We start from the raw sequence: 22,153 nt of genomic DNA, 5'->3' as shown, positions 1-22,153 counted from the left end.
GGATGTAGGGGCGCCGTCCGGCTGCGGGGTTCCCGCACCTGTTCGCGGGCCCCTGCCCGTCTTCGTACGACCGGCGCCGCCGCGCGGGCGGAAGGGTGAAGACAGGCCCGAGGGCCGGGCGGAGCACCGCCCGGCCCGGTACGGTCTGCACCCGAGGCGCGTCCGGTGGGCGGTCGGCGGAGCGCGCGTGCGAGGGCGAGGGGAGCGTGCGGGATGCGGGCACTGGGGTCGGACGATCCGCGCCGGGTGGGCGGCTACCGGCTGCTGCGGCGGCTCGGCTCGGGCGGAATGGGCCGGGTCTACCTCGGCCGGACGGCCGGCGGGCGCACCGTCGCCGTCAAGGTGGTGCGGTCGGAGCTCACCGACGACGCCGAGTTCCGCGCCCGCTTCCGTCAGGAGGTCGCCGCCGCCCGGCGGGTCGGCGGCGCCTGGACCGCGCCCGTGCTGGACGCCTACACCGAGGGCGCCCGCCCCTGGGTCGCCACCGGCTACGTGGCGGGCCCCGCGCTCGGCGACGCCGTCCGGACGTACGGGCCGCTGCCCGAGCCGGCCGTGCGCTCGCTCGGCGTCGGGCTCGCCGAGGCCCTGGCCCACGTCCACGGACTCGGCCTGGTGCACCGGGACGTCAAACCGTCCAACGTGCTGCTCACCCTGGACGGACCGCGGCTGATCGACTTCGGGATCGCCCGGGCCCTGGACGCCGCGGGCGGCCTCACCCGTTCCGGTTACGTGGTCGGGTCGCCCGGCTTCATGTCACCCGAGCAGGCGAACGGGCAGGCGGTCGGGCCGGCCGGGGACGTCTTCTCGCTCGGCGCCGTCCTCGCCTTCGCCGCCACCGGCGTCCACCCCTTCGGCGAAGGGGTCAGCGCGGCCGTGCTGCTCTACCGGGTGCTGCACGAGGAGCCGGACGTGGCCGGGCTGCCCGAGCCGCTGCGCGGGATCGTCCTCGGCTGCCTGGCCAAGGACCCGGCCGCCCGGCCCACCCCGCGGCAGCTGCGCGCCCGGCTGGACCCGGACGGTACGGCCGCCGCCCGGCTGGCGCAGGGCGGCTGGCTGCCGGGGGAACTGGCGGCGGGGGTGGGACGCAGCGCGGTGGAACTGCTGGACCTGGACCTGGACGGGGAGATGGGGGAGCCGGGGGAGCAGGGGGAGACGGGGGAAGCGGCTCCGGACGGGGTGGGCGCGGACGCGGGTGCCTCCGGTGCCTCGGCCAGGGCGGTGCGGACACCGACCTTCGTGTCCGCGGGCGGGCCGCAGGGCGCGGGGGAGCACCCGCCGCTGAGCGGGGCCGTCCGGGACGGGATCGCGAAGGGGGCGCGGCCGCGGCGGGCGCGGAACGCGGCGGCGGTCGCGGCGGTGCTCGTGCTGCTCGGGGGCGGTGGGTACGGGCTGTACGGGTGGCTGCACCGGGCCGAACCGGCGGTGTCGGGCCCCACGGCGGCGCCGCTGCCGGAGGCGTCCGCCGACCCGGGCCGGGCCGTCCCGCCGAGCGGCGTCGTCACCTCCGGGTCCACCTCGGCCTCCGGCGCTCCGGGAAGCGCGACGGCGTCCGCCCCGGGTGCGGTGCCGCCCGGGACGGGCGGGCCGAGCGTGGTGCCCGCCGCCTTCCTGGGCACCTGGAGCGGGGACATGGTCACCGACAAGGGGCTGCCCGGCGGGACCACCACGCTCACCGTCCGTCCGGCGGCGATCGGTCAGGAGAGCACCACCAGCCGCAACGCCGTCTCCGGGCTGCTCTCGATCAGCTGCGAGGGCGCCTGGACCCTCAAGTCGGCCTCCGCCACCAAGCTGGTGTTCCAGTCCCGACTGGTCCGTTCCTCGATCCCCGGCGCCTGCACCGGCGGCTCCAACGCGGAGACGCTCACCCTGCAGTCCGACGGGACGATCCGTTTCGCCTCCGCCGACCCGCCGGCCGGGAACCCGGCCGGCACGATGCGCAGGGCCGACGGGGCTGGCGGGGCTGGCGGGGCCGACGGCTGAGGGTTGCGGCGGGGACGGGCCGGGGCATGGTCCGGTCGCGGTCCGATCGTGTTCCGGTCGCGGTACAGGGGTGGCCCGGACGCGGCCCGGGGCGGCCCGTGCGCAGTTCAGCGGGCTGACGCGGGCGGCGGAATGTGCTGGCGTAGGCTGGTTCGGCCGTACCCGAGTAGCACTTGAGAGAGAGAAGGCCGCCAGGTGACCGAGCTCGCAGCGACCACCCTCGATGCGTCCAGCACCGACCTGAAGGCCGTGCTCGACCGCGCCACCGCCGGTGACCGGATCACCCCGGAGGAGGCGCTGGAGCTCTACCGCTCGGCGCCGCTGCACGCGCTCGGCTCCGCCGCCGACGCGGTGCGCCGCCGTCGCTACGCGGGTACCGAGCACATCGCGACGTACATCATCGAGCGCAACATCAACTACACCAACGTCTGCGTGACGGCGTGCAAGTTCTGCGCCTTCTACGTGCCGCCGAAGAGCGACAAGGGCTGGTCCCGCGAGCTCGACGAGATCCTGCGCCGCTGCGCCGAGACGGTCGAGCTCGGCGGCACCCAGATCATGTTCCAGGGCGGCCACCACCCGGACTACGGCGTGGAGTACTACGAGCGGGCGTTCTCGGCGATCAAGGCCGACTTCCCGGAGCTGGTGATCCACTCGCTGGGCGCCTCCGAGGTCGAGCACATGGCGCGGATCTCGGGCGTCTCCGTCGAGGAGGCCATCACCCGGATCCACAAGGCCGGCCTGGACTCCTTCGCCGGCGCCGGCGCCGAGCTGCTGCCGGAGCGGCCGCGCAAGGCGATCGCCCCGCTGAAGGAGTCCGGCGAGCGCTGGCTGGAGATCATGGAGATCGCCCACGGCCTCGGCGTGGAGTCCACCTCCACCATGCTGATGGGCACCGGCGAGACCAACGCCGAGCGGATCGAGCACCTGCGGATGATCCGCGACGTGCAGGACCGCACCGGCGGCTTCCGGGCCTTCATCCCGTACACCTACCAGCCGCAGAACAACCACCTGAAGGGCTCGACCCAGGCCACCGTCTTCGAGTACCTGCGGATGATCGCGATCGCCCGCCTGTTCCTCGACAACGTCGCCCACATCCAGGGCTCCTGGCTCACCACCGGCAAGGAGGCCGGCCAGCTGTCGCTGCACTACGGTGCGGACGACCTCGGGTCCGTCATGCTGGAGGAGAACGTCGTCTCGGCGGCGGGTGCCAAGCACCGCTCCAACCTCACCGAGCTGATCCACCTCATCCGGGCCGCCGACCGCGTCCCGGCGCAGCGCTCGACCACCTACGAGCACCTGCGGGTGCTGGACGACCCGGCCAATGACCCGGTCGACCCGCGCGTCGCCTCGCACATCGCCTCCACGGCGATCGAGGGCGGCACCGCGCACCCCGAGCTGAAGATCCTGGACAACTGAGTCCCCTTCTCCTCCTCTCCTCCTGGCCCTTCCCGTGCCGGTGTCGTTGATGCCGGTGTCCCTGTCCCTGTTGCCGTTGCCGTTTCCGCTGGCGTTGGCATTGCCGCCGGCGTTGCTGTCGAAGTCGAAGGCGCTGTTGTGCTGACTCTGCACCGGGCGGCGTTCGTGCTGCCCGACCCGGCCGATCCCACCGCCCCGTCCATCGCCGACGGGGCGGTGGTGGTGCGTGGCGAGCTGGTGGAGGCGGTCGGGCCGTACGGGGAGCTGGCGGCCGCCCACCCGGGCGCGCGGGTACGGGACTGGGGCGCGGCCGTGCTCACCCCCGGGCTGCGCAATCCGTACGGACACCGACTGCTCGAACGGGCGTACCACCCCGATCCGCGGGAGGAGGTCGGCGTCGAGCCGGTGGCGGACGGGCTGGCCGGGTCCACGGACGAGGCGCGGTGCGGGGCCAGCGCACGGCGGGGACTGCAGCGGATGCTCGGGTACGGCGTGACGGCGGTGGCCGGGCCCTTCGAACGGGCCTCGGTGCGGACGGCGGTGGCGCGGTCGGGGGTCGTGGGACTGCCCGGGGCGTCCGCTTCCGCCGGTTCTGCTGCTTCTGCAGGTCCTACTGGTCCGGCCGGTCCTGCCGGTCCTGCCGGTTCGTCAGGAGGGCCGGGCGACGAAGGCGCGGGGTCGCTGGACCCGCTGGCCGTCCTGCCGCTCGCGGAGGCCGTGTACGGGCGGGTGGCGGCCGGGCGGCGGGCGGACTTCGCGGTGTTCGCGGTCGCGGGGGGCGGGATCGGGGACGGGGGCGCGGAAGCCGTGTCGGGCGCGGACGTGGGCGCGGGTACGGGTGCGGGCGCGGCGGCGGGCGCGGAGCCGGCGGCGGGTGGGTGCCTGGCCACGGTGCTGGGCGGGCGGTTGGTGTACCGCCGACGGTGAGACGGTCGTCACGGCGGGTGTGACGTACTCGCCAGTAGCCGGATTTCCTTGTGGCGAACGGGACTTCCTTCGTGTGCACCCGAACTCCGGTGCCGGTGCCGGAGAGTGATTGTCCCTTCATCGTGACCTGAGGGCCCGCCAGCGGATACGATCCCGGACAGCTCACTCCGTACCCTCACCACACCACTGCCCGCGCCCGCGGGCGGCGGGGCCGTGTCCCCGGCCCCGAAGGCAAGCCAGGACAGGAACCATGCAAACCGCGACCGTTCCCCCGCCGCGCACCCCGCGGATGGGCCGTGGTTGGTACCTCGCCGCCGTGCTCAGCGCCGTGCTGGCCGTCGGCATGTGCCTGCTCGGTTGGCGCCAGGCCGACCAGGCCGACCGGATCGAGGCGCACCCGGTGAGAGTCGAGGGGGTCGTCACCCAGCTCCCGACCGGCGGCGGCACCTACAGTGCCGTCAGCTACCGGGCCGGCGGGGAGCCGCACACCGCGGCCGCGCTGCCGCTCTCGGACAGCGCCAGGCTCGGCGACAGGATCTGCCTGGAACACGCCGCCGACGACCCGGGCGCGGTGCGGATCTGCGGCGACACCTACCCGCAGCCCGTCGGCGTGGGCCTGGCCCGGTTCAGCGTGCCGGTGGCCGTCGTGCTCTTCGTGATCTGCGTGCTGCGCATCCGACGGCATCACAAGGCCCTCGCGCTCCGCGGCGGGCAGGGGAAGCTGGCCGCCAACCTCGCGCTGGCGACGGGGGCGCTGGCGGACGGGATGCCCGCGATAACGCACGGCAAGCGGTCGCGTCGGCGGCGCCGCGCGGGCGGGCGGCGCGCTCAGCACTGACCGGCCGAGCCCGGTACGGGTGGGCCGGGTCCGGCCGCGGGCCCGGCGGTCGGCCCCGGGCCCGCGGGCGCGGGCCGGGGTTCGGCCGGGTTCGACTCCGGGTTCGGGTCCGGGTCGGTGTGCCCCGTTGGTCGGGGCGTCCGTGCGAGGGTGAACAATGGGGGCGTGACCCGAGCCTCTCTGGACAAGCAGCCGCACGAAGTCGCCGCCATGTTCGACGACGTCGCGGCCAAGTACGACCGCACCAACGACGTGCTCTCCCTCGGCCAGGCCCGTGCCTGGCGTCGGGCGGTGGCCGAGACGGTGGCCGCCGGGCCGGGGGACCTCGTGCTCGACCTCGGGGCCGGCACCGGCACCTCCTCACTGCCCTTCGCCGAGGCCGGGGCCGAGGTCGTCCCGTGCGACTTCTCGGTCGGCATGCTCGCCGAGGGCAAGCGCCGCCACCCCGAGCTGGCGCTCACCGCCGGCGACGCCACCCGGCTGCCGTTCGCGGACGACACCTTCGACTCGGTGACGATCTCCTTCGCGCTGCGCAACGTCCAGGACACCGACGCGGGGCTGCGCGAGATGCTGCGGGTCACCAAGCCCGGCGGCAAGCTGGTGATCTGCGAGTTCTCCACCCCGACCTGGACGCCGTTCCGGACGGTCTACACCGAGTACCTGATGCGCGCGCTGCCGCCGGTGGCCACCGCCGTCAGCAGCAACCCGGACGCGTACGTCTACCTCGCCGAGTCCATCCGGGCCTGGCCGGACCAGCCCGGGCTGGCCACCAGGCTCCAGGACAACGGCTGGTCGAAGGTCGCCTGGCGGAACCTGACCGGTGGGATCGTCGCGCTGCACCGGGCCTACAAGATCGCGTAGCCGGGCTCGGCCGATCCGGCCCCGGCCGATCCGGGCGCGGGCCCCGGGCCCGGGTGTCACGGCTTCGGGTGCCGCGGCTCGATCGGTACGGCGCGGGCCCGCGGCTCGGGTCCGGCGGTCGGGGGCGGGGGCGCATCCGGTGACGTGAGCGGAACTAGACTGCCGGAGACAGAGCCGCCGTCCCCCAGCCGCAGTTCCAGGAGTGTGTCCACGTGTCCGAGACCGCAGCCGATCTGACGAAGCCGGACAGCCCCGTGGAGAGCACGGCCGACGTCATCGTGGTCGGCGCGGGCCCGGCCGGCTCCACCACCGCGTACTACCTGGCCCAGGCCGGGCTGGACGTGCTGCTGCTGGAGAAGACCGCCTTCCCGCGCGAGAAGGTGTGCGGCGACGGCCTGACCCCGCGTGCCACCAAGCAGCTGGTGGACATGGGCATCGACGTCTCCACCGAGAACGGCTGGCTGCACAACAAGGGCCTGCGCATCATCGGCGGCGGTGTCCGGCTGGAGCTGGACTGGCCCGAGCTGTCCTCCTTCCCCGACTACGGCCTGGTGCGCAAGCGCGCCGACTTCGACGAGCTGCTCGCCCGTCAGGCCGAGAAGGCCGGCGCGCGGCTCTACGAGCGCTGCAACGTCAGCGGGCCGGTCCTGGACGAGCGCACCGGCCGGATCGTCGGCGTCACCGCCAAGCTCGGCGACGAGAAGCGACCGGTCACCTTCCGGGCCCCGCTGGTGGTCGCCGCCGACGGCAACTCCACCCGGCTCTCCCTCGCCATGGGTCTGCACCGGCGCGAGGACCGCCCGATGGGCGTCGCCTACCGCACCTACTTCACCTCGCCGCGCCACGACGACGACTACCTGGAGTCCTGGCTGGAGCTGTGGGACACCCGCGGCAGCGAGCGCAAGCTGCTGCCCGGGTACGGCTGGGTCTTCGGCATGGGCGACGGCACCTCCAACGTCGGCCTCGGCATCCTCAACTCCTCGCCGGCCTTCGGCGAGCTGGACTGGCGCGAGGTGCTCAAGGCCTGGTGCGCCGGCATGCCGGAGGAGTGGGGCTACACCCCCGAGAACATGACCGAGCCGATCCGCGGCGCCGCACTGCCGATGGCCTTCAACCGGCAGCCGCACTACACCCGCGGCCTGCTGCTGGTCGGCGATGCGGGCGGCATGGTCAATCCCTTCAACGGCGAGGGCATCGCCTACGCGATGGAATCCGGCCAGATCGCCGCCGGGGTCATCGTGCAGGCCCTCGCCCGGGTCACCGACGGCGGCCGCGAGCGCGCCCTCCAGGCCTACCCGCGCATCCTCAAGGACGTGTACGGCGGCTACTACACGCTGGGTCGCGCCTTCGTGAAGCTCATCGGCAACCCCAAGGTGATGCAGATCGCCACCCAGCGCGGCCTCACCCACCCGATGCTGATGCGCTTCACCCTCAAGCTGCTCGCGAACCTCACCGACCCGCAGGGCGGCGACGCGATGGACCGCGTGATCAACGGTCTCGCCAGGGTCGCGCCGAACGCCTGACCCGGATCGGGTGCCCGACCCGGTCGGGCGCCCGGTCCTGTTCGGCGCCCGGTTCGGTCGGGTGTCTGGCCCGTCCGGGCCAGGAGGAGGCCTGACCCGAGGGGACGGCGCGCCTCTGACGGGGGCGTCGCCTATGCCTCATCGACCGCCGGGGGTTCCTCCGGTGCCCGCCGGGAGGCGGTGGAGCGCTGTTCGACGTAGGCGAGGCGCTCGGCGAAGACCCGGGCCGCGTCGGGGGTGAGGGTCCTCAGGGCGACGAGGGCGGAGAAGACGACGTCGCAGAGCTCGTGCTGGACGTCCTCCCAGGTGTGGGTGACCCCCTTGCGCGGGTTCTGGCCGGTGGCACCGACCACCGCCGCACCGACCTCGCCGATCTCCTCGGAGAGCTTGAGGATCCGCAACAGTCGCTCCTCCTGGGGCGACTGCGTGCTCTGCTCGTCCAGCCATGCGACCAAGTGGTCGACGCTCTCCCAGATCCGGCTGTCCATGCGGTGCTGCTCCTGCTCCCGTTGCGGTGTCGTTGGTGCTGCCACCGTACGGGAGCGGGGAGCGGGGAGCGGGGGATGGCGGGTGGCGGGTGGCGGGCCGGGGCTGTCCGGCCCGCCCGGTCAGCGGGCGTTGATCTTCACGTTGCGGATGTTCACCGGGAGCGTGGGGAAGCCGTCGCCCGGGTTGTTCTGGTCGTCCTCGCCGCCGGCGGCGATCTTCTGGAGCACGTCCAGTCCGGCGGTGATCCGGCCGAAGGGCGTGTAGGCGGGGGAGAGCTTGGTGTCCTTCCAGACGAAGAAGAACTGGCTGCCGTTGGTGTTCGGGCCGGCGTTGGCCATGGCCACGGTTCCGGCCGGGTAGGTGGCGCCGGTCAGGTTCTCGTCCGGGAAGGAGTAGCCCGGACCGCCGCTGCCCGTGCCGGTCGGGTCGCCGCACTGGAGGACGTAGATCCGCTGGGTGGTGAGGCGGTGGCAGTGGCTGCGGTCGAAGTAGTCGTGCTCGGCGAGGAACCGGAACGAGAAGGTGGTGCAGGGCGCCTTGTCGGTCAGCGCCTCGAAGGTGATCTGGCCCTGGCTGGTCCGCAGTGTCGCGCGGTAGGGCTTCGCCGCCTTCTTGGCGTCGAACACCGGGATGCCCTTGAAGTTGTCGGCCGGGACGGCCGGTGTGTAGGTGCAGCCGGCGGTGGGGGTGCCGGCCGCGGGGGCGTCCGCGACGGCGGTGCCGGTGCTCGCCACGAGCGGGAGGACGGTGGCGGCGGCGACCAGCGCCCAGTGCGTGCGCTTCACGTGACGGACCTTCCGGGGAGTGGACGGCGGGGTTGTCATGCGTGCATCATCCACGGCCGGATGGGGATGCGGTAGGGGTTGGGGCGGCCGTGGCTGCTCGGGCGGCAGTGGTGTGACGGTTTGTCAGTTCTGTTCCGTGGTGGTCGTGGTGGTCGCGGTGGTCGTGAAGAGCCCGGCGCTCGCGGCCAGGGCGGCGGCGTCGGCGGCCCGCTCGGCGGTGCGGGCGTCCAGGGGCTCGCCGGAGACGAACAGGCGGTAGTAGAGCGGTGCGGTGGCGGCCCGGACCACCTCGGCACCGTCCGTCCCCGAGGGGAGCTCGCCCCGGGCGACGGCCCGTTCGGCCACCTCGGCGGCCTGGCGGTGCCGGGCCGCGAAGAAGGCGCGGAGGGCGGCCGCGCCGGCGTCCGAGCGCTGGGCGGCGGAGATCAGCGCTATCGGTGTGGGGCCGAGCACCGGGTCGGTGAAGACGCTGAACACCTCCTGGGTGATCCGGCGGAGGTCCTGCTGGAGGTCTCCGGTGTCGGGCAGGGGCCAGGGTTGGTCGGCGGAGGCGGTCAGGGCGTCGGCGACCAGGCCGTCCACTCCGCCCCAGCGTCGGTAGAGGGTCGCCTTGTGGGCGCCGGAGCGGGTGGCGACCGCCTCGACGGTGAGGCCGTCGTACCCCTTCTCGGTGACTTCGGCGAGCGTCGCGGCGACCACTTCCGCTCGGACCCGGGCGCTGCGGCCGCCCGGGCGCGGGGTGGGGGTGCGGGGTTCCGGCGCGGGGTGGGTGGCCTCAGTCAAAGTCGACTCCGGTCGCGTCAGGGATTGCTGTGGCGTGACGGTCGCGCCGTGCTCATCGTAATGCGACTCAAGTTGCATTACGAGCAGAGCCTGCCCGCCCGCCGCGGCCACCTGCTCGTCGCCCGACCCATCGGTGCCCGCGCAGGGCATTGATCATCGGCGGTTTGGTGCGCGAGGATGGCGCACCTTTGCTCCACGCTCCACCTCGTCCACCGCCGGGCTCTCCGCCCGGCCCTTTGGGTCCGTCCGACGCCGTACGGTACTCGCGCCCGCCGGTTCCGTCCGTTCGGAGGGATCTTTCGCATGTCAGCCTCCTTGTCCGACCTGCCCGAGGGTTCGTCCTCGTCGGTCCTTCGTGATCTTCCGGTCCTGCTCGTGGCCGTGGTGTGGGGATCGAGCTTCCTCGCCGTCCAGCGCGTGGCCGAGCCCGGGACGGTCGTGGCGATGCTCGTGCTGCGGTTCGGGCTGGTGCTGCCGCTGCTCGGGATGGTCGCCTGGCGCGCCCTGCGGAGGCTGAGCCGTGCCGAGTGGCTCGGCGGTGCCGCACTGGGGCTGGTGCTCAGCGGGATCTTCCTGCTGGAGACCTACGGAGCCGTGCACACCTCCGCGACCAACGCCGGACTGATCATCAGCCTCGCCATGGTGCTCACCCCGCTCGGCGAGAGCGCCCTCGGCCGGACCGCACCACCGAAGGCCTTCCTCGCGGCCGCCGGGCTGGCCGTCCTCGGTGTCGCCCTGCTCACCGGCGACGGCGGGCTGCGCCCTCCGACGCTCGGAGATCTGCTGGTGCTGGGCGCCGCCCTCGTCCGCTCGGCGTACGTCCTCGCGATGGCCCGCACCCGAGCCGTCCGCGACACCGACATGCTCGCCGTCACCTGGGTCCAACTCGCCGTGGCCACCGGCGTGTTCTCCGTCGTCGCGCTGTCGGTCGGCCCTGCGCCGTGGACGGTCGCCCGTTCGTACGGAGCCGGCCAGTGGGCCTGGCTGCTGCATCTGTCCTTGTTCTGCACTCTGTTCGCCTTCTTCGTCCAGATGTGGGCCGTGCGGGCCACGTCGCCCTCGCGGGTGAGCCTGTTGCTCGGCACCGAGCCGTTGTGGGCCGCCGTCTTCGGGATCACCCTGGCCGGGAACCGAATGGGCCCGCTCGCCCTGCTCGGCGGAGCCCTGGTGCTGGTCGCGACGGAGTGGGGCCGGCGCACGGCCCCCGCGCCGGCCCTGATCCGGAACGAGGGCGAGGGCGCGAGCGGGAGGGATGCGGTGGGGCCGAGCGCGGAGCCGGCCCAGGTGTGACCGGCCGCCCTCGTCACCGGTGCCGCCACAGCGTCCGGCGGGCGTAGTCGAGGGTGACCGCACCGAGCAGCGGGCCCCAGGCGACCAGGGGCAGGTAGGCGAGCGTCATCACCACGCCGGCCAGCCCGTGCGGAGAATCCGGTTCGGCCAGGTTGCGGGCCCAACCGCCGAGGAGCGCGGTCGTACCGAGGGAGGTGAGGATCACCGAGCCCAGCAAGGCCGGGACGATCGCGGCGAGTGGCCGGACCCGTCGGCCGCCCAGCAGCGGTATCCACCGGGGCGCCACCAGCCCCCAGGGCCGGACCAGGCCCAGGGTCAGGAAGGCCAGCGACTCGGCCAGGGCGCTCAGCGCCACGCAGTAGAGCGTGCCCCAACCCGGTTGGTGCTCGGCGTACGCGGCGAGCGTCGCGCCGCTGAAGCCGACCGGGACGCCGAAGCCGAAGGCGATCCGCCACAGCCCCGAGGGGACGGTGGTCAGGACGGCGGCCTTGGCGGCGAGCCGGGCCCAGCGCGGCGCGGGCGGGACGTCCGGGACGTCCGGGACGTCCGGGACATCCGGGGTGTCCGCCGCGGCCCGGTGGGCGGTGCCGCGGGCGTTGATCACGAGCTTCGACATGGTGGTGGACTCCCTTCGGCTCCGGCCTCCGTGGCCGGTGCGACGACTCAAGACTGGAGCCCCGCCAGGGGTTCGCGGCAGATGCCGATCGGGCTGTTCCTCCTGCTCAACCCGCCTTTGAAATATGCCGATCGGCACAGGCGCGGCGCATGGGCGGCGTCGTAATGTGACGGCAGTCGAGGAGTCGAGGAAGGTGGTGACGATGACTCAGATCCTGTCCGGGGTCGTCCTGGTCCTGGTGCCGACCGCCTGGTCGGTGCGGCGGCGGTACGGGGCGGCGGCCGCGACCATGGCGCTCGGGGCTGCGTCGGTCGCGGTCACGGCCGCCGTCTGGTTCCTCGGCCGCTGGGTGGAGGGGCAGCGCTGGGCCGGGCTGTTGGGCCTGGTGGAGCTGGCCGTCCTGCTGCTGTCGGTGGTCGTCGGCCTGCGCGCCGAGGACGGCCCGTGGTGTGCAGCGGCCGCCTGGACGGCCTGCGGAGCGGTCGCCCTCTGGCCGTCCCGGTTCGTGTTCATCGAGGGGCCCGCGGACACGCTCACGCTCTTCGGGTTCGGATCGATGCTCTCCCTGCCGGCCGTGCTGATCGGGCTCTACCTGCGGGGCCTGGACGAGGTGCGCAACAAGGCAGTGGCCGAGGCCAGGCGGGCGCAGCGGCTGGAGCTGGCCCACGACCTGCACGACTTCGTGGCGCACGATGTCAGCGGCATGGTCGCCCAGGCCCAGGCGGGTGCCTACCTGGCCGGGATCGATCCGGCCCGGGCGGCGGAGATGTTCCAGCGAATAGAGCAGGCCGGGCAACGGGCGCTGGCCTCGCTGGACCGGACGGTACAGCTGCTGCGCAGCGAGGAGGGCGGAGGCCGCGGTCCGCAGCCCGGACTCGCCGAACTTGCCGAGGTGGCCGAGCGGTTCACCGCGACGGGTGGAGCCGAGGTCCGTCTGGAGCTGCCGGAGGAGCCGGTGCCGCGCGAGGTGGAGGGCACCGTCCACCGGATCGTGGTCGAGTCCCTGACCAATGTCCGGCGGCATGCTCCGGCCGCGCGGGAGATCGAGATCCGGGCCCGCCGCAGCGGCGGACGGCTGGAACTGACGGTGACCAACGACGGTCGGGCCCCGGGCCCGGCAGGGCGGCCGCGCCGGGGCGGCGGCAGCGGCCTGCCGGGCTTGGCGGCCCGGGTCGAGGCCCTCGGAGGTTCGCTGGAAGCCGGCCCGCACGAGCGGGAGGCCTGGCGGGTGACGGCGGTGCTGCCACTGGAGGTGGCCGGTGCGGGGCCGACGGGTTCGTAGGAGCCGAGGCGGGACGGGTAGCGGGGAGGTACGGAGATGGGCAGCGGCACAGGGCCGATTCGGATTCTGATCGCGGACGACCAGGCGGACGTGCGCAGTGCGTTCCGGATGATCCTGGACGTTCAGCCGGACATGGTGGTGGTGGCGGAGGCGGCAGACGGTGCCGCTGCGGTGCAGGAGGCCAGGAGGCTGCGGCCGGATGTGGTGCTCGCGGACATCCGGATGCCGAAGCTCGACGGTCTGGAGGTCACGCGGCAGTTGGCCGACCAGTGCAAGGTGATCGTGGTGACCACCTTCGACCTGGACGAGTACGTGCACACGGCACTGCGGCACGGGGCGGCCGGATTCCTGCTGAAGCGGTCGGGGCCGGTGCTGCTGATCGAGGCGGTCCGGGCGGCGATGGCGGGGGATGCGTTGATCAGCCCGCAGATCACCGTCCGGCTCCTGCGGCACATGGCACTCCCGGGTGCGGATCCGGTGCCCGGGCGGGGCGGCGCCAAGGCGGCCGCGGTGGCTCCGCAGTCGACAGCCGGCCCGACGGAGGAACTGACCACGAGGGAAAGGGAGATCGCCGAGCTGGTGGCAGACGGCGCGACCAACGCCGAGATCGGCGCGGGGCTGTTCATCTCGCCGGGGACGGTGAAGAACCACCTCGCCAACATCCAGCGCAAGATCGGAGCCCGTAACCGGGTGGGCATCGCGGCCTGGATCTGGGAGCAGGCGGCCGGCCGCCAGTAGCCGGCCCCAGCCCGGGGCGAGGGCCCGGAGGCGAGGGACCGGGGCCGTCCGCACCCCGCCTGCCCCACCCCGCCTGCCCCGCCCTGCCCTGCCCTGCACGCCTCCCCTTGCGCGCCTCCCCCTGCGGGCCTGCACCGGGCACCCCGTCTGCGCGCCTCGGCCCGCTCGAAATGCCGGGCCGAGGCGGGCCTGTCCGAGGCGACACGGAGGCGGCACGGAGGCGACACGGAGGTGGCACGGAGGAGGCACGTGAAGGTGCCCGATGGAGGAATCGGGCGGCTGGGGGAGCGCCAGGGGAACCCCGTTCAACGACAAGCTCGCGCGCTTGTGAACGAAGGGTCAAGCGAGCGTTCGGACCCCCGCCACCCCTGCGAGTGAGCCTCTATAACACGTCAACATGACGCCTGGAAATTTGCTCAGGTCGACGCATAGTTGATATAGGAACACGCCCCTGACCTGCCGCTTCACAGGTAAATGCGACTGCTTGTGATCATTTGACTGCTTTGCGTCGACAAATCTGGGCATGTTCATATTCGACCCCATTCGAAGGGTGTCGTAGATCACAAAGGTGACCGTGAACTGCGTGTCGCAGATCACAAGCCGACGGGCATAGGATGCGCTCGTTCCAGGCTTTGTGAACTGCCTCACATGAGGTGGATCTCGGGAACTGGAACGCGGGTTCACCTCTGTGTGACCCGCCGGTTCCGATCTGCAGTCAAGGACGACTGGACGGAGGGAGCGGGGGCTATGAATGCCTACGCGCCGATCCTCGTACTCGGTGCCATCGCGGCGGCGTTCGCGGTCGGCTCCGTCGTGATGGCCTCACTCACCGGCCCCAAGCGCTACAACCGGGCCAAGTTGGAGGCGTACGAGTGCGGCATCGAGCCGACCCCGCAGCCCGTGGGCGGCGGTCGGTTCCCGATCAAGTACTACCTGACGGCGATGCTCTTCATCGTCTTCGACATCGAGATCGTCTTCCTCTACCCCTGGGCGGTGACCTTCGACGCCCTGGGGATCTTCGGGCTGGTCGAGATGCTCCTGTTCATCGCCACCGTCTTCGTCGCGTACGCCTACGTGTGGCGGCGCGGCGGCCTGGAGTGGGACTGAGCGCGGGGTGGTCCGAGCGCGGGGTGGCGACCCCACCCGTCCGCCGGCTGCGCGCCCGCTTGTGAACGAGCGGACAAGCCAGAACCGGCCCACGTATCAGCGGACTCGAGGGCATTGAGAGGGATCTGATGGGAATCGAGGAGAAGCTGCCGAGCGGCTTTCTGCTCACGACGGTGGAGACGGCCGCCGGCTGGGTGCGCAAGGCGTCACTCTTCCCGGCCACCTTCGGTCTGGCCTGCTGCGCGATCGAGATGATGACCACCGGGGCGGGCCGTTACGACCTGGCCCGGTTCGGCATGGAGGTCTTCCGGGGCTCCCCCCGGCAGGCCGATCTGATGATCGTGGCGGGGCGGGTGAGTCAGAAGATGGCCCCGGTGCTGCGCCAGGTGTACGACCAGATGCCCAACCCCAAGTGGGTCATCTCGATGGGCGTCTGCGCCTCGTCCGGCGGGATGTTCAACAACTACGCGATCGTCCAGGGCGTCGACCACATCGTGCCGGTGGACATCTACCTGCCCGGCTGTCCGCCCCGTCCGGAGATGCTGATGGACGCCATCCTGAAGCTGCACGACAAGATCCAGCACGAGCCGCTGGGCGTGAACAGGCGCCGGGCCGAGGAGCTCGGTGAGGCGCTCGCCCTGAAGGCCACCCCGATCAGCGAGATGCGGGGGCAGCTGCGATGAACGACCAGGTACCCGAGACCCGCCGCGAGCAGCCGGTCCGCGAGATCCCGGTCGAGGTGGTCGGCCGCCGCCAGGGCATGTTCGGTGCCACGGGCAGCGGCGACACCTCCGGCTTCGGAGGTCTGGCCGACCCGATCGTGCTGCCCGGTCCGAGCGAACGCCCGTACGGCGGCTGGTTCGACGAGGTCGCCGACGAGCTGGAGGGCGCCCTGGAGGAGCAGGACCTGGACCCGGTCGAGGTGATCGAGAGGACCGTGGTCGACCGCGGCGAGCTCACCTTCCACATCGACCGCGACCACCTGCTGGGGACCGCCCGCATCCTCCGCGACGACCCGGCGCTGCGCTTCGAACTGTGCCTGGGCGTGAGCGGCGTGCACTACCCCGGCGACAAGGGCCGCGAGCTGCACGCGGTCTACCACCTGCGCTCGATCACCCACGGCCGGCTGATCCGGCTGGAGGTCACCGCACCCGACGCCGACCCGCGCATCCCCTCCGTGGTGAGCGTCTACCCGACCAACGACTGGCACGAGCGCGAGGCCTACGACTTCTTCGGCCTGGTCTTCGAGGGCCACCCTGCGCTCACCCGGATCATGATGCCGGACGACTGGCTGGGCCACCCGCAGCGCAAGGACTACCCGCTCGGCGGCATCCCCGTCGAGTACAAGGGCGCCCAGATCCCGGCTCCCGACCAGCGGAGGTCGTACAGCTGATGAACACCCAGCACTTTGGAGAGACCGAGGAAGCGGACGCCCGCGATACCACCGAGGGCCGGGTCTTCACCGTCACCGGCGGTGACTGGGGCGAGGTGGTCGAGGCGGTCGGCCGGGCCGACGACGAGCGCATCATCGTCAACATGGGCCCCCAGCACCCGTCCACCCACGGCGTGCTGCGGCTGATCCTGGAGATCGACGGCGAGACGGTGAAGGAGGCCCGCTGCGGCATCGGCTACCTCCACACCGGCATCGAGAAGAACATGGAGTTCCGCAACTGGGTCCAGGGCACCACCTTCGTGACCCGTATGGACTACCTGACCCCGCTGTTCAACGAGACCGCCTACTGCCTGGCGGTCGAGAAGCTGCTCGGCATCACCGACGACGTCCCGGACCGCGCCAACGTCATCCGCGTGATGATGATGGAGCTCAACCGGATCGCCTCGCACCTGGTCTGCCTGGCCACCGGCGGCATGGAGATCGGCTCCACCACCCTGATGATCTACGGCTTCCGGGACCGCGAGCTGATCCTGGACGTCTTCGAGCTGGTCACCGGTCTGCGCATGAACCACGCGTACGTGCGCCCCGGCGGCCTCGCCCAGGACCTGCCGCCCGGCGCCGTCGACCAGATCCGCGAGGTGGTCAAGGTCTTCCGCTCCCGGATGCACGAGTACGACAAACTCGCCACCGGCAACCCGGTGTTCAAGGCCCGCCTGGTCGACGTCGGCTTCCTGGACCTGCCCGGCTGCCTGGCCCTCGGCGCCACCGGCCCGATCCTGCGCGCCACCGGCCTGCCGCACGACCTGCGCAAGACCGACCCGTACTGCGGCTACCAGGACTACGACTTCGAGGTCGCGATCGCCGACAGCGCCGACTCCTACGGCCGCTTCCTGATCCGCCTGGAGGAGATGAAGCAGTCGCTGCGGATCGTCGAGCAGTGCCTGGACCGGCTGCGTCCGGGCCCGGTCATGGTGGCCGACAAGAAGATCGCCTGGCCCGCCCAACTGGCCGTCGGCCCGGACGGGCTGGGCAACTCCCTCGACCACATCCGCAAGATCATGGGGACCTCGATGGAGGCCCTGATCCACCACTTCAAGCTGGTCACCGAGGGCTTCCGGGTCCCGGTCGGCCAGGCGTACGTGGCGGTCGAGTCGCCCAAGGGCGAGCTGGGCGTGCACGTGGTCAGCGACGGCGGGACGCGCCCGTACCGGGTCCACTTCCGGGATCCGTCGTTCACCAATCTGCAGACGATGGCGGCGATGTGCGAGGGCGGCCAGGTGGCCGACGTGATCGTCGCGGTGGCCGGGATCGACCCGGTGATGGGAGGCGTGGACCGGTGACCAACGTCGAACTCGGACTGCCGGCACTGCCGGCCGCACCGTACTCCGAGGAGGTGCACGCCAGGCTGGCCGCCGACGCCGCCGAGCTGATCGCCCGCTACCCGCAGCCCCGCTCGGCGCTGCTGCCGCTGCTGCACCTGGTGCAGGCCGAGGAGGGCTTCGTCAGCCCGACCGGGATGCGCTTCTGCGCCGAGCAGCTGGACCTCACCACCGCCGAGGTCACCGCGGTCGCGACCTTCTACACCATGTACCGGCGCCGCCCGGCCGGGAAGTACCACGTCGGGGTCTGCACCAACACGCTGTGCGCGGTGCTCGGCGGCGACCAGATCTTCGCCGAGCTCCAGGAGCACCTGGGTGTCCGCAACAACGAGACCACCGAGGACGGCGAGGTCTCGATCGAGCACATCGAGTGCAACGCGGCCTGCGACTACGCGCCCGTGGTGATGGTCAACTGGGAGTTCTTCGACAACCAGACCCCGGAGAGCGCCCGGCAGCTGGTCGACGACCTGCGCGCCGGCCGTGAGGTCCGGCCCACCCGCGGTGCCCGGCTGTGCGGCTTCAAGGAGACCGCCCGGATCCTGGCCGGCTTCCCGGACGAGCGTCCGGGCGCCAACGACGAGTCCGGAGCCGGCGGCGCGCCGTCCCTGGCCGGTCTGCGGCTGGCCCGCGGCGAGGCGCTGCCCGGCACCGCCGGCACCAAGGTGGTCTCCCCCCGCCCCGCGTCCCCCCGCCACGAGGGCAGCGGCCCGGCGAACAACGGCCAGGCGAGCAACGGCCAGGCGAGCAACGGCCAGGCGAGCAACGGCCCGGCAAGCAACCCCCAGGCGAGCAACAGCCAGACGAACAACGGCCAGGCGGGCAAGGGCCAGGAAGGGAGCGAAGCGTGATGACCTCCGCCGAGCCGGCCGAGAAGCTGCTCACCCCGGTCCTGTCCGACTCCTGGGACGACAGCCGCCCCTGGACGCTCGACACCTACCGCCGCCACCACGGCTACGAGGGCCTCAAGGCGGCCCTCGCCATGCCGCCGGACGACGTGATCGCCGTGGTCAAGGAGGCCGGCCTGCGCGGCCGCGGCGGCGCAGGCTTCCCGACCGGCATGAAGTGGCAGTTCATCCCCCAGAACGACGGCAAGCCGCACTACCTGGTGGTCAACGCGGACGAGTCCGAGCCGGGCACCTGCAAGGACATCCCGCTGCTGTTCGCCAACCCGCACGCGCTGATCGAGGGCATGATCATCGCCTCCTACGCGATCCGCTGCGACCACGCCTTCATCTACCTGCGCGGCGAGGTCGTCCCGGTGCTGCGCCGGCTGCACGCGGCCGTCGCCGAGGCGTACGGGGCCGGGCTGCTGGGCCGGAACATCCTCGGCTCGGGGATCGACCTCGACATCACCGTGCACGCCGGGGCCGGCGCCTACATCTGCGGCGAGGAGACGGCGCTGCTGGACTCGCTGGAGGGCCGCCGCGGCCAGCCGAGGCTGCGGCCCCCGTTCCCGGCGATCGCCGGCCTGTACGCCTGCCCGACGGTGGTCAACAACGTCGAGTCGATCGCCTCGGTGCCGCCGATCCTGTCCCGCGGCAAGGAGTGGTTCAAGGCCCTGGGCACCGAGAAGTCCCCCGGCTTCACGCTCTACTCGCTCTCCGGCCACGTCACCAACCCCGGCCAGTACGAGGCCCCGCTCGGCATCACGCTGCGCCAGCTGCTCGACCTCAGCGGCGGCATCCGCCCCGGGCACCGGCTGAAGTTCTGGACCCCGGGCGGCTCCTCCACCCCGATGTTCACCGACGAGCACCTCGACGTCCCGCTGGACTACGAGGGCGTCGGCGCGGCCGGCTCGATGCTCGGCACCAAGGCGCTCCAGGTCTTCGACGAGACCACCTGCGTGGTGCGGGCCGTCACCCGCTGGACGGAGTTCTACGCCCACGAGTCCTGCGGCAAGTGCACCCCCTGCCGCGAGGGCACCTACTGGCTGGTCCAGCTGCTCCAGCGGATCGAGGCGGGCGAGGGCGTCGACGGGGACCTGGAGAAGCTCCTCGACATCGCCGACAACATCAACGGCAAGTCCTTCTGTGCCCTGGGCGACGGCGCGGCCAGCCCGATCGTCTCCTCGCTCCAGCACTTCCGGGCCGAGTACGAGCAGCACCTGGCCGAGCGCCGCTGCCCGTTCGACCCGGCAGCCTCCACCGTCTGGGCCGACGGCCCCCGCCCCGGCCACCAGTCCGCCACCGAAAGGGAGGTGCACGCGTGACGATCACAGAGCCAACCGCCTCCGAGACCGCGGTCGAACTGGTCACGCTCACCATCGACGGCGTCGAAGTGCGGGTCCCCAAGGGAACGTTGGTGATCCGGGCCGCCGAGACCATCGGCACCCAGATCCCGCGCTTCTGCGACCACCCGCTGCTCGATCCGGCCGGTGCCTGCCGCCAGTGCATCGTCGAGATCGAGGGCCAGCGCAAGCCGGTCGCCTCCTGCACCGTTCCGGTGGCCGAGGGCATGGTGGTGCGCACCCAGCTCAGCTCGCCGGTGGCCGAGAAGGCCCAGCGCGGCGTGATGGAGCTGCTGCTGATCAACCACCCGCTGGACTGCCCGGTCTGCGACAAGGGCGGCGAGTGCCCGCTGCAGAACCAGGCGATGACCAGCGGCGCCGCCGACTCCCGTTTCGAGGGGATGAAGCGCACCTACGAGAAGCCGGTGCCGATCAGCAGCCAGGTGCTGCTGGACCGCGAGCGCTGCGTGCTGTGCGCGCGCTGCACCCGCTTCTCGCAGCAGATCGCCGGGGACCCGTTCATCGACCTGGTGGAGCGCGGGGCACTGCAGCAGGTCGGCACCGGCGAGGGCGACGACTTCGAGTCGTACTTCTCCGGGAACACCATCCAGATCTGCCCGGTGGGCGCGCTGACCTCGGCGGCGTACCGGTTCCGCTCGCGTCCCTTCGACCTGGTCTCCTCGCCGAGCGTGTGCGAGCACTGCGCCTCGGGCTGCGCGCAGCGCACCGACCACCGGCGCGGCAAGGTGCTGCGCCGGCTGGCGGGCGAGGACCCGGCGGTGAACGAGGAGTGGAACTGCGACAAGGGCCGCTTCGCCTTCCGCTACGCCCAGCAGCGCGACCGGCTGACCACCCCGCTGGTGCGGGTGGACGGCGAGCTGGTGCCGGTCTCCTGGCCGGAGGCGCTGGCCCGGGCGGCCGAGGGGCTGCGCGGGGCCCGGACCGGGGTGCTGGCCGGCGGCCGGGTGACGGTCGAGGACGCCTACGCGTACGGGAAGTTCGCTCGGGTGGTGCTGGGCACCAACGACGTGGACTTCCGGGCCCGCCCGCACAGCGGTGAGGAGGCGGACTTCCTGGCCGCGGCGGTGGCCGGGCGGGGCGTCGACGTGAACGGCGCCGGTGTGGCGTACGAGGACCTCGACCGGGCGCCGGCGGTGCTGCTGGCGGGCTTCGAGCCGGAGGAGGAGTCGCCGATCGTCTTCCTGCGGTTGCGCAAGGCGACCAGGGCGACGGGCCTGAAGGTGTTCTCGGTGGCCGCGTTCGGTTCCCGGGGCCTGGCGAAGCTGCGCGGCGCGCTGCTGCCGGCCGCCCCCGGCACCGAGCCGGAGTGGTTCGCGGCGCTGGCGGCGGACGAGCCGCTGAACGACGACGCGGGCCGGGCGGCGGAACTGCTGCGCACCCCGGGTGCGGTGATCCTGGTGGGCGAGCGGCTGGCCGCCGTCCCGGGCGGGCCGACGGCGGTGCTGCGCCTGGCGCACGCGACCGGCGCCAAGCTCGCCTGGGTGCCGCGCCGGGCCGGTGAGCGCGGGGCCGTGGAGGCGGGCGCGCTGCCGGGCCTGCTGCCCGGCGGCCGTCCGGTGGCCGTCGCGGCGGCCCGGTCGGAGGCGGCCGAGCTGTGGGGCGGGGCCGAGCTGCCGTCCCGGCCGGGCCGGGACACCGACGGGATCCTGGCGGCGGTCGTGGCCGGAGAGCTGGACGCGCTGCTGGTCGGCGGCGTGGATCCGGACGACCTGCCGGACCCCGTGCTGGCCGACGAGGCGCTGGCGGCGGTGCCGTTCCTGGTGTCGCTGGAGCTGCGGCCCTCGGCGGTGACGGCGCGCGCCGACGTGGTGCTGCCGGTGGCTGCGGCGGCGGAGAAGGCCGGCACCTTCCTGGACTGGGAGGGCCGGGTGCGGATGTTCGAGGCCGCGCTCAAGCCGGACCAGCAGATGGGCCGTCACCTCCAGCCGGACCTGCGGGTGCTGAGCATGCTGGCGGACGCGTTGGGCGGGCGGCTGGGACTGCCGGACGTCCGGGCGGCCCGGCTGGAGCTGGACCGCTTCGCCCCCTGGGAGGGCGACCGCACGGCCGACCCGGCGGCCCACCCCGGCCCGCTGCCCCGGCCGGCCGCCGGCCAGGCGGTGCTGGCGGGTTGGCGCCTGCTGCTGGACAACGGCGCGCTGCAGCAGGGGGATCCGCACCTGGCGGGCACCCGGCACCGGGCGGTGGCCCGGATCTCGGCGGAGACGGCCAAGGAGATCGGCGCGGTGGCGGCCGGGGCCCTGCGGCTGACCGGCCCGGCCGGATCGCTGACCCTGCCGCTGGAGGTCACCGACTCGATCCCGGACCGCACGGTCTGGGTCCCGCTCGGCTCCACTCCGGGCGGTGCCCCGCGCGCGCTCGGCACCACCGTCGGCCACCTGGTCACGATCGCCGCGGCCGAGGCGGAGCCCGAGCCCGAGCCCGAGCCCGCGGTCGAGGTCGAGGCCGAGGTCGAGGCCGATCCCGGCCTGACGACACAGGACGGGGCGGCACAGGAC

Annotated in this window: 19 protein-coding genes and 1 pseudogene; 16 read left to right on the top strand and 4 right to left on the bottom strand. The window is 72.8% G+C overall.

Annotated elements, in window-relative coordinates; translation table 11 throughout:
• Positions 1-213: 213 nt before the first annotated feature.
• From ACZ6EM_RS23810 to ACZ6EM_RS23785, 6 genes are all read left to right on the top strand, one after another.
• The gene (locus tag ACZ6EM_RS23810; protein ID WP_465773192.1) at positions 214-1,980 is read left to right on the top strand and encodes a serine/threonine-protein kinase; all 1,767 of its coding nucleotides are present in this window, start codon (positions 214-216) and stop codon (positions 1,978-1,980) included.
• Positions 1,981-2,175: 195 nt separating this feature from the next.
• Entirely contained in the window at positions 2,176-3,396 is a 1,221-nt protein-coding gene (gene mqnC / locus ACZ6EM_RS23805; RefSeq protein WP_452179471.1) for a cyclic dehypoxanthinyl futalosine synthase, read from the top strand.
• A gap of 138 nt (positions 3,397-3,534) precedes the next feature.
• On the top strand, positions 3,535-4,323 hold the full coding sequence (locus ACZ6EM_RS23800) for an amidohydrolase family protein (protein ID WP_465773191.1): 789 nt from the start codon (positions 3,535-3,537) through the stop codon (positions 4,321-4,323).
• Positions 4,324-4,573: 250 nt separating this feature from the next.
• Entirely contained in the window at positions 4,574-5,161 is a 588-nt protein-coding gene (locus ACZ6EM_RS23795; RefSeq protein ID WP_387691510.1) for a hypothetical protein, read from the top strand.
• Positions 5,162-5,326: 165 nt separating this feature from the next.
• Positions 5,327-6,022 (top strand): demethylmenaquinone methyltransferase, encoded by a 696-nt coding sequence (locus ACZ6EM_RS23790; protein WP_359902232.1) that lies wholly within the window; start codon positions 5,327-5,329, stop codon positions 6,020-6,022.
• A gap of 212 nt (positions 6,023-6,234) precedes the next feature.
• Positions 6,235-7,545 (top strand): geranylgeranyl reductase family protein, encoded by a 1,311-nt coding sequence (locus tag ACZ6EM_RS23785; RefSeq protein WP_359902234.1) that lies wholly within the window; start codon positions 6,235-6,237, stop codon positions 7,543-7,545.
• A 131-nt stretch (positions 7,546-7,676) separates the two neighbouring features.
• Here the strand turns inward: ACZ6EM_RS23785 and ACZ6EM_RS23780 are convergent, their stop codons facing one another.
• The 3 genes from ACZ6EM_RS23780 to ACZ6EM_RS23770 form a co-directional block, all read right to left on the bottom strand.
• Positions 7,677-8,033 (bottom strand): MazG-like family protein, encoded by a 357-nt coding sequence (locus tag ACZ6EM_RS23780; RefSeq protein ID WP_452179473.1) that lies wholly within the window; start codon positions 8,031-8,033, stop codon positions 7,677-7,679.
• 120 nt (positions 8,034-8,153) lie between these two features.
• Positions 8,154-8,819 carry a peptidylprolyl isomerase gene (locus ACZ6EM_RS23775; RefSeq protein ID WP_401047858.1) on the bottom strand — a complete coding sequence of 222 codons (666 nt, stop codon included), beginning with the start codon at positions 8,817-8,819 and terminating at the stop codon, positions 8,154-8,156.
• A gap of 123 nt (positions 8,820-8,942) precedes the next feature.
• Positions 8,943-9,602, bottom strand: a complete 660-nt coding sequence (locus tag ACZ6EM_RS23770; RefSeq protein WP_465773190.1) for a TetR/AcrR family transcriptional regulator — start codon at positions 9,600-9,602, stop codon at positions 8,943-8,945.
• A 303-nt stretch (positions 9,603-9,905) separates the two neighbouring features.
• Here ACZ6EM_RS23770 and ACZ6EM_RS23765 point away from each other — a divergent pair, with 303 nt between their 5' ends.
• Entirely contained in the window at positions 9,906-10,892 is a 987-nt protein-coding gene (locus ACZ6EM_RS23765; protein WP_465773189.1) for a DMT family transporter, read from the top strand.
• Between the two features lie 13 nt (positions 10,893-10,905).
• Here ACZ6EM_RS23765 and ACZ6EM_RS23760 read toward each other — a convergent pair whose 3' ends face one another.
• Positions 10,906-11,508, bottom strand: a complete 603-nt coding sequence (locus ACZ6EM_RS23760; RefSeq protein WP_465773188.1) for a hypothetical protein — start codon at positions 11,506-11,508, stop codon at positions 10,906-10,908.
• Between the two features lie 202 nt (positions 11,509-11,710).
• On the opposite strand from ACZ6EM_RS23760, the gene ACZ6EM_RS23755 reads away from it, so the two are divergent.
• The 9 genes and pseudogenes from ACZ6EM_RS23755 to ACZ6EM_RS23715 all read left to right on the top strand — a co-directional run.
• A complete protein-coding gene (locus tag ACZ6EM_RS23755) occupies positions 11,711-12,790 on the top strand; it encodes a sensor histidine kinase (RefSeq protein WP_465773187.1) in 1,080 nt (359 codons plus the stop codon).
• Positions 12,791-12,826: 36 nt separating this feature from the next.
• Positions 12,827-13,528, top strand: a complete 702-nt coding sequence (locus ACZ6EM_RS23750; RefSeq protein ID WP_465773186.1) for a response regulator — start codon at positions 12,827-12,829, stop codon at positions 13,526-13,528.
• A gap of 747 nt (positions 13,529-14,275) precedes the next feature.
• Positions 14,276-14,635, top strand: coding sequence for an NADH-quinone oxidoreductase subunit A (locus ACZ6EM_RS23745; RefSeq protein WP_030060100.1), 360 nt, complete (start codon positions 14,276-14,278; stop codon positions 14,633-14,635).
• A 128-nt stretch (positions 14,636-14,763) separates the two neighbouring features.
• Positions 14,764-15,318: a NuoB/complex I 20 kDa subunit family protein gene (locus ACZ6EM_RS23740; protein WP_074005520.1), complete on the top strand. Its 555-nt coding sequence runs from the start codon at positions 14,764-14,766 to the stop codon at positions 15,316-15,318.
• On the top strand, positions 15,315-16,028 hold the full coding sequence (locus tag ACZ6EM_RS23735; protein WP_465773185.1) for an NADH-quinone oxidoreductase subunit C: 714 nt from the start codon (positions 15,315-15,317) through the stop codon (positions 16,026-16,028). The genes ACZ6EM_RS23740 and ACZ6EM_RS23735 overlap by 4 nt, the downstream gene beginning before the upstream one ends.
• Positions 16,028-17,368, top strand: coding sequence for an NADH-quinone oxidoreductase subunit D (locus tag ACZ6EM_RS23730; protein ID WP_465773184.1), 1,341 nt, complete (start codon positions 16,028-16,030; stop codon positions 17,366-17,368). Before ACZ6EM_RS23735 ends, ACZ6EM_RS23730 begins: the two co-directional genes overlap by 1 nt.
• Entirely contained in the window at positions 17,365-18,255 is an 891-nt protein-coding gene (gene nuoE, locus ACZ6EM_RS23725; RefSeq protein WP_465773183.1) for an NADH-quinone oxidoreductase subunit NuoE, read from the top strand. The genes ACZ6EM_RS23730 and nuoE overlap by 4 nt, the downstream gene beginning before the upstream one ends.
• Positions 18,255-19,616, top strand: a complete 1,362-nt coding sequence (gene nuoF / locus ACZ6EM_RS23720; RefSeq protein WP_465773182.1) for an NADH-quinone oxidoreductase subunit NuoF — start codon at positions 18,255-18,257, stop codon at positions 19,614-19,616. Before nuoE ends, nuoF begins: the two co-directional genes overlap by 1 nt.
• Positions 19,613-22,114, top strand: a pseudogene (locus tag ACZ6EM_RS23715) (NADH-quinone oxidoreductase subunit G); the annotation flags it as partial. The gene nuoF and the pseudogene ACZ6EM_RS23715, both read left to right, overlap by 4 nt.
• Between the last annotated feature and the right edge of the window lie 39 nt (positions 22,115-22,153).

Source organism: Kitasatospora sp. NPDC041917 (assembly GCF_055589745.1).
This window is presented reverse-complemented; position numbering and strand designations above follow the sequence as displayed.

Bases quoted from the DNA above. Each gene is read 5' to 3' on its own strand.
- ACZ6EM_RS23745 (WP_030060100.1), top strand. From the start codon at position 14,276: ATGAATGCCTACGCGCCGATCCTCGTACTCGGTGCCATCGCGGCGGCG.
- ACZ6EM_RS23730 (WP_465773184.1), top strand. From the start codon at position 16,028: ATGAACACCCAGCACTTTGGAGAGACCGAGGAAGCGGACGCCCGCGAT.
- ACZ6EM_RS23735 (WP_465773185.1), top strand. From the start codon at position 15,315: ATGAACGACCAGGTACCCGAGACCCGCCGCGAGCAGCCGGTCCGCGAG.
- ACZ6EM_RS23810 (WP_465773192.1), top strand. From the start codon at position 214: ATGCGGGCACTGGGGTCGGACGATCCGCGCCGGGTGGGCGGCTACCGG.
- ACZ6EM_RS23755 (WP_465773187.1), top strand. From the start codon at position 11,711: ATGACTCAGATCCTGTCCGGGGTCGTCCTGGTCCTGGTGCCGACCGCC.
- ACZ6EM_RS23780 (WP_452179473.1), bottom strand. From the start codon at position 8,033: ATGGACAGCCGGATCTGGGAGAGCGTCGACCACTTGGTCGCATGGCTG.
- ACZ6EM_RS23740 (WP_074005520.1), top strand. From the start codon at position 14,764: ATGGGAATCGAGGAGAAGCTGCCGAGCGGCTTTCTGCTCACGACGGTG.
- nuoF (WP_465773182.1), top strand. From the start codon at position 18,255: ATGACCTCCGCCGAGCCGGCCGAGAAGCTGCTCACCCCGGTCCTGTCC.
- ACZ6EM_RS23750 (WP_465773186.1), top strand. From the start codon at position 12,827: ATGGGCAGCGGCACAGGGCCGATTCGGATTCTGATCGCGGACGACCAG.
- ACZ6EM_RS23760 (WP_465773188.1), bottom strand. From the start codon at position 11,508: ATGTCGAAGCTCGTGATCAACGCCCGCGGCACCGCCCACCGGGCCGCG.
- ACZ6EM_RS23765 (WP_465773189.1), top strand. From the start codon at position 9,906: ATGTCAGCCTCCTTGTCCGACCTGCCCGAGGGTTCGTCCTCGTCGGTC.
- ACZ6EM_RS23795 (WP_387691510.1), top strand. From the start codon at position 4,574: ATGCAAACCGCGACCGTTCCCCCGCCGCGCACCCCGCGGATGGGCCGT.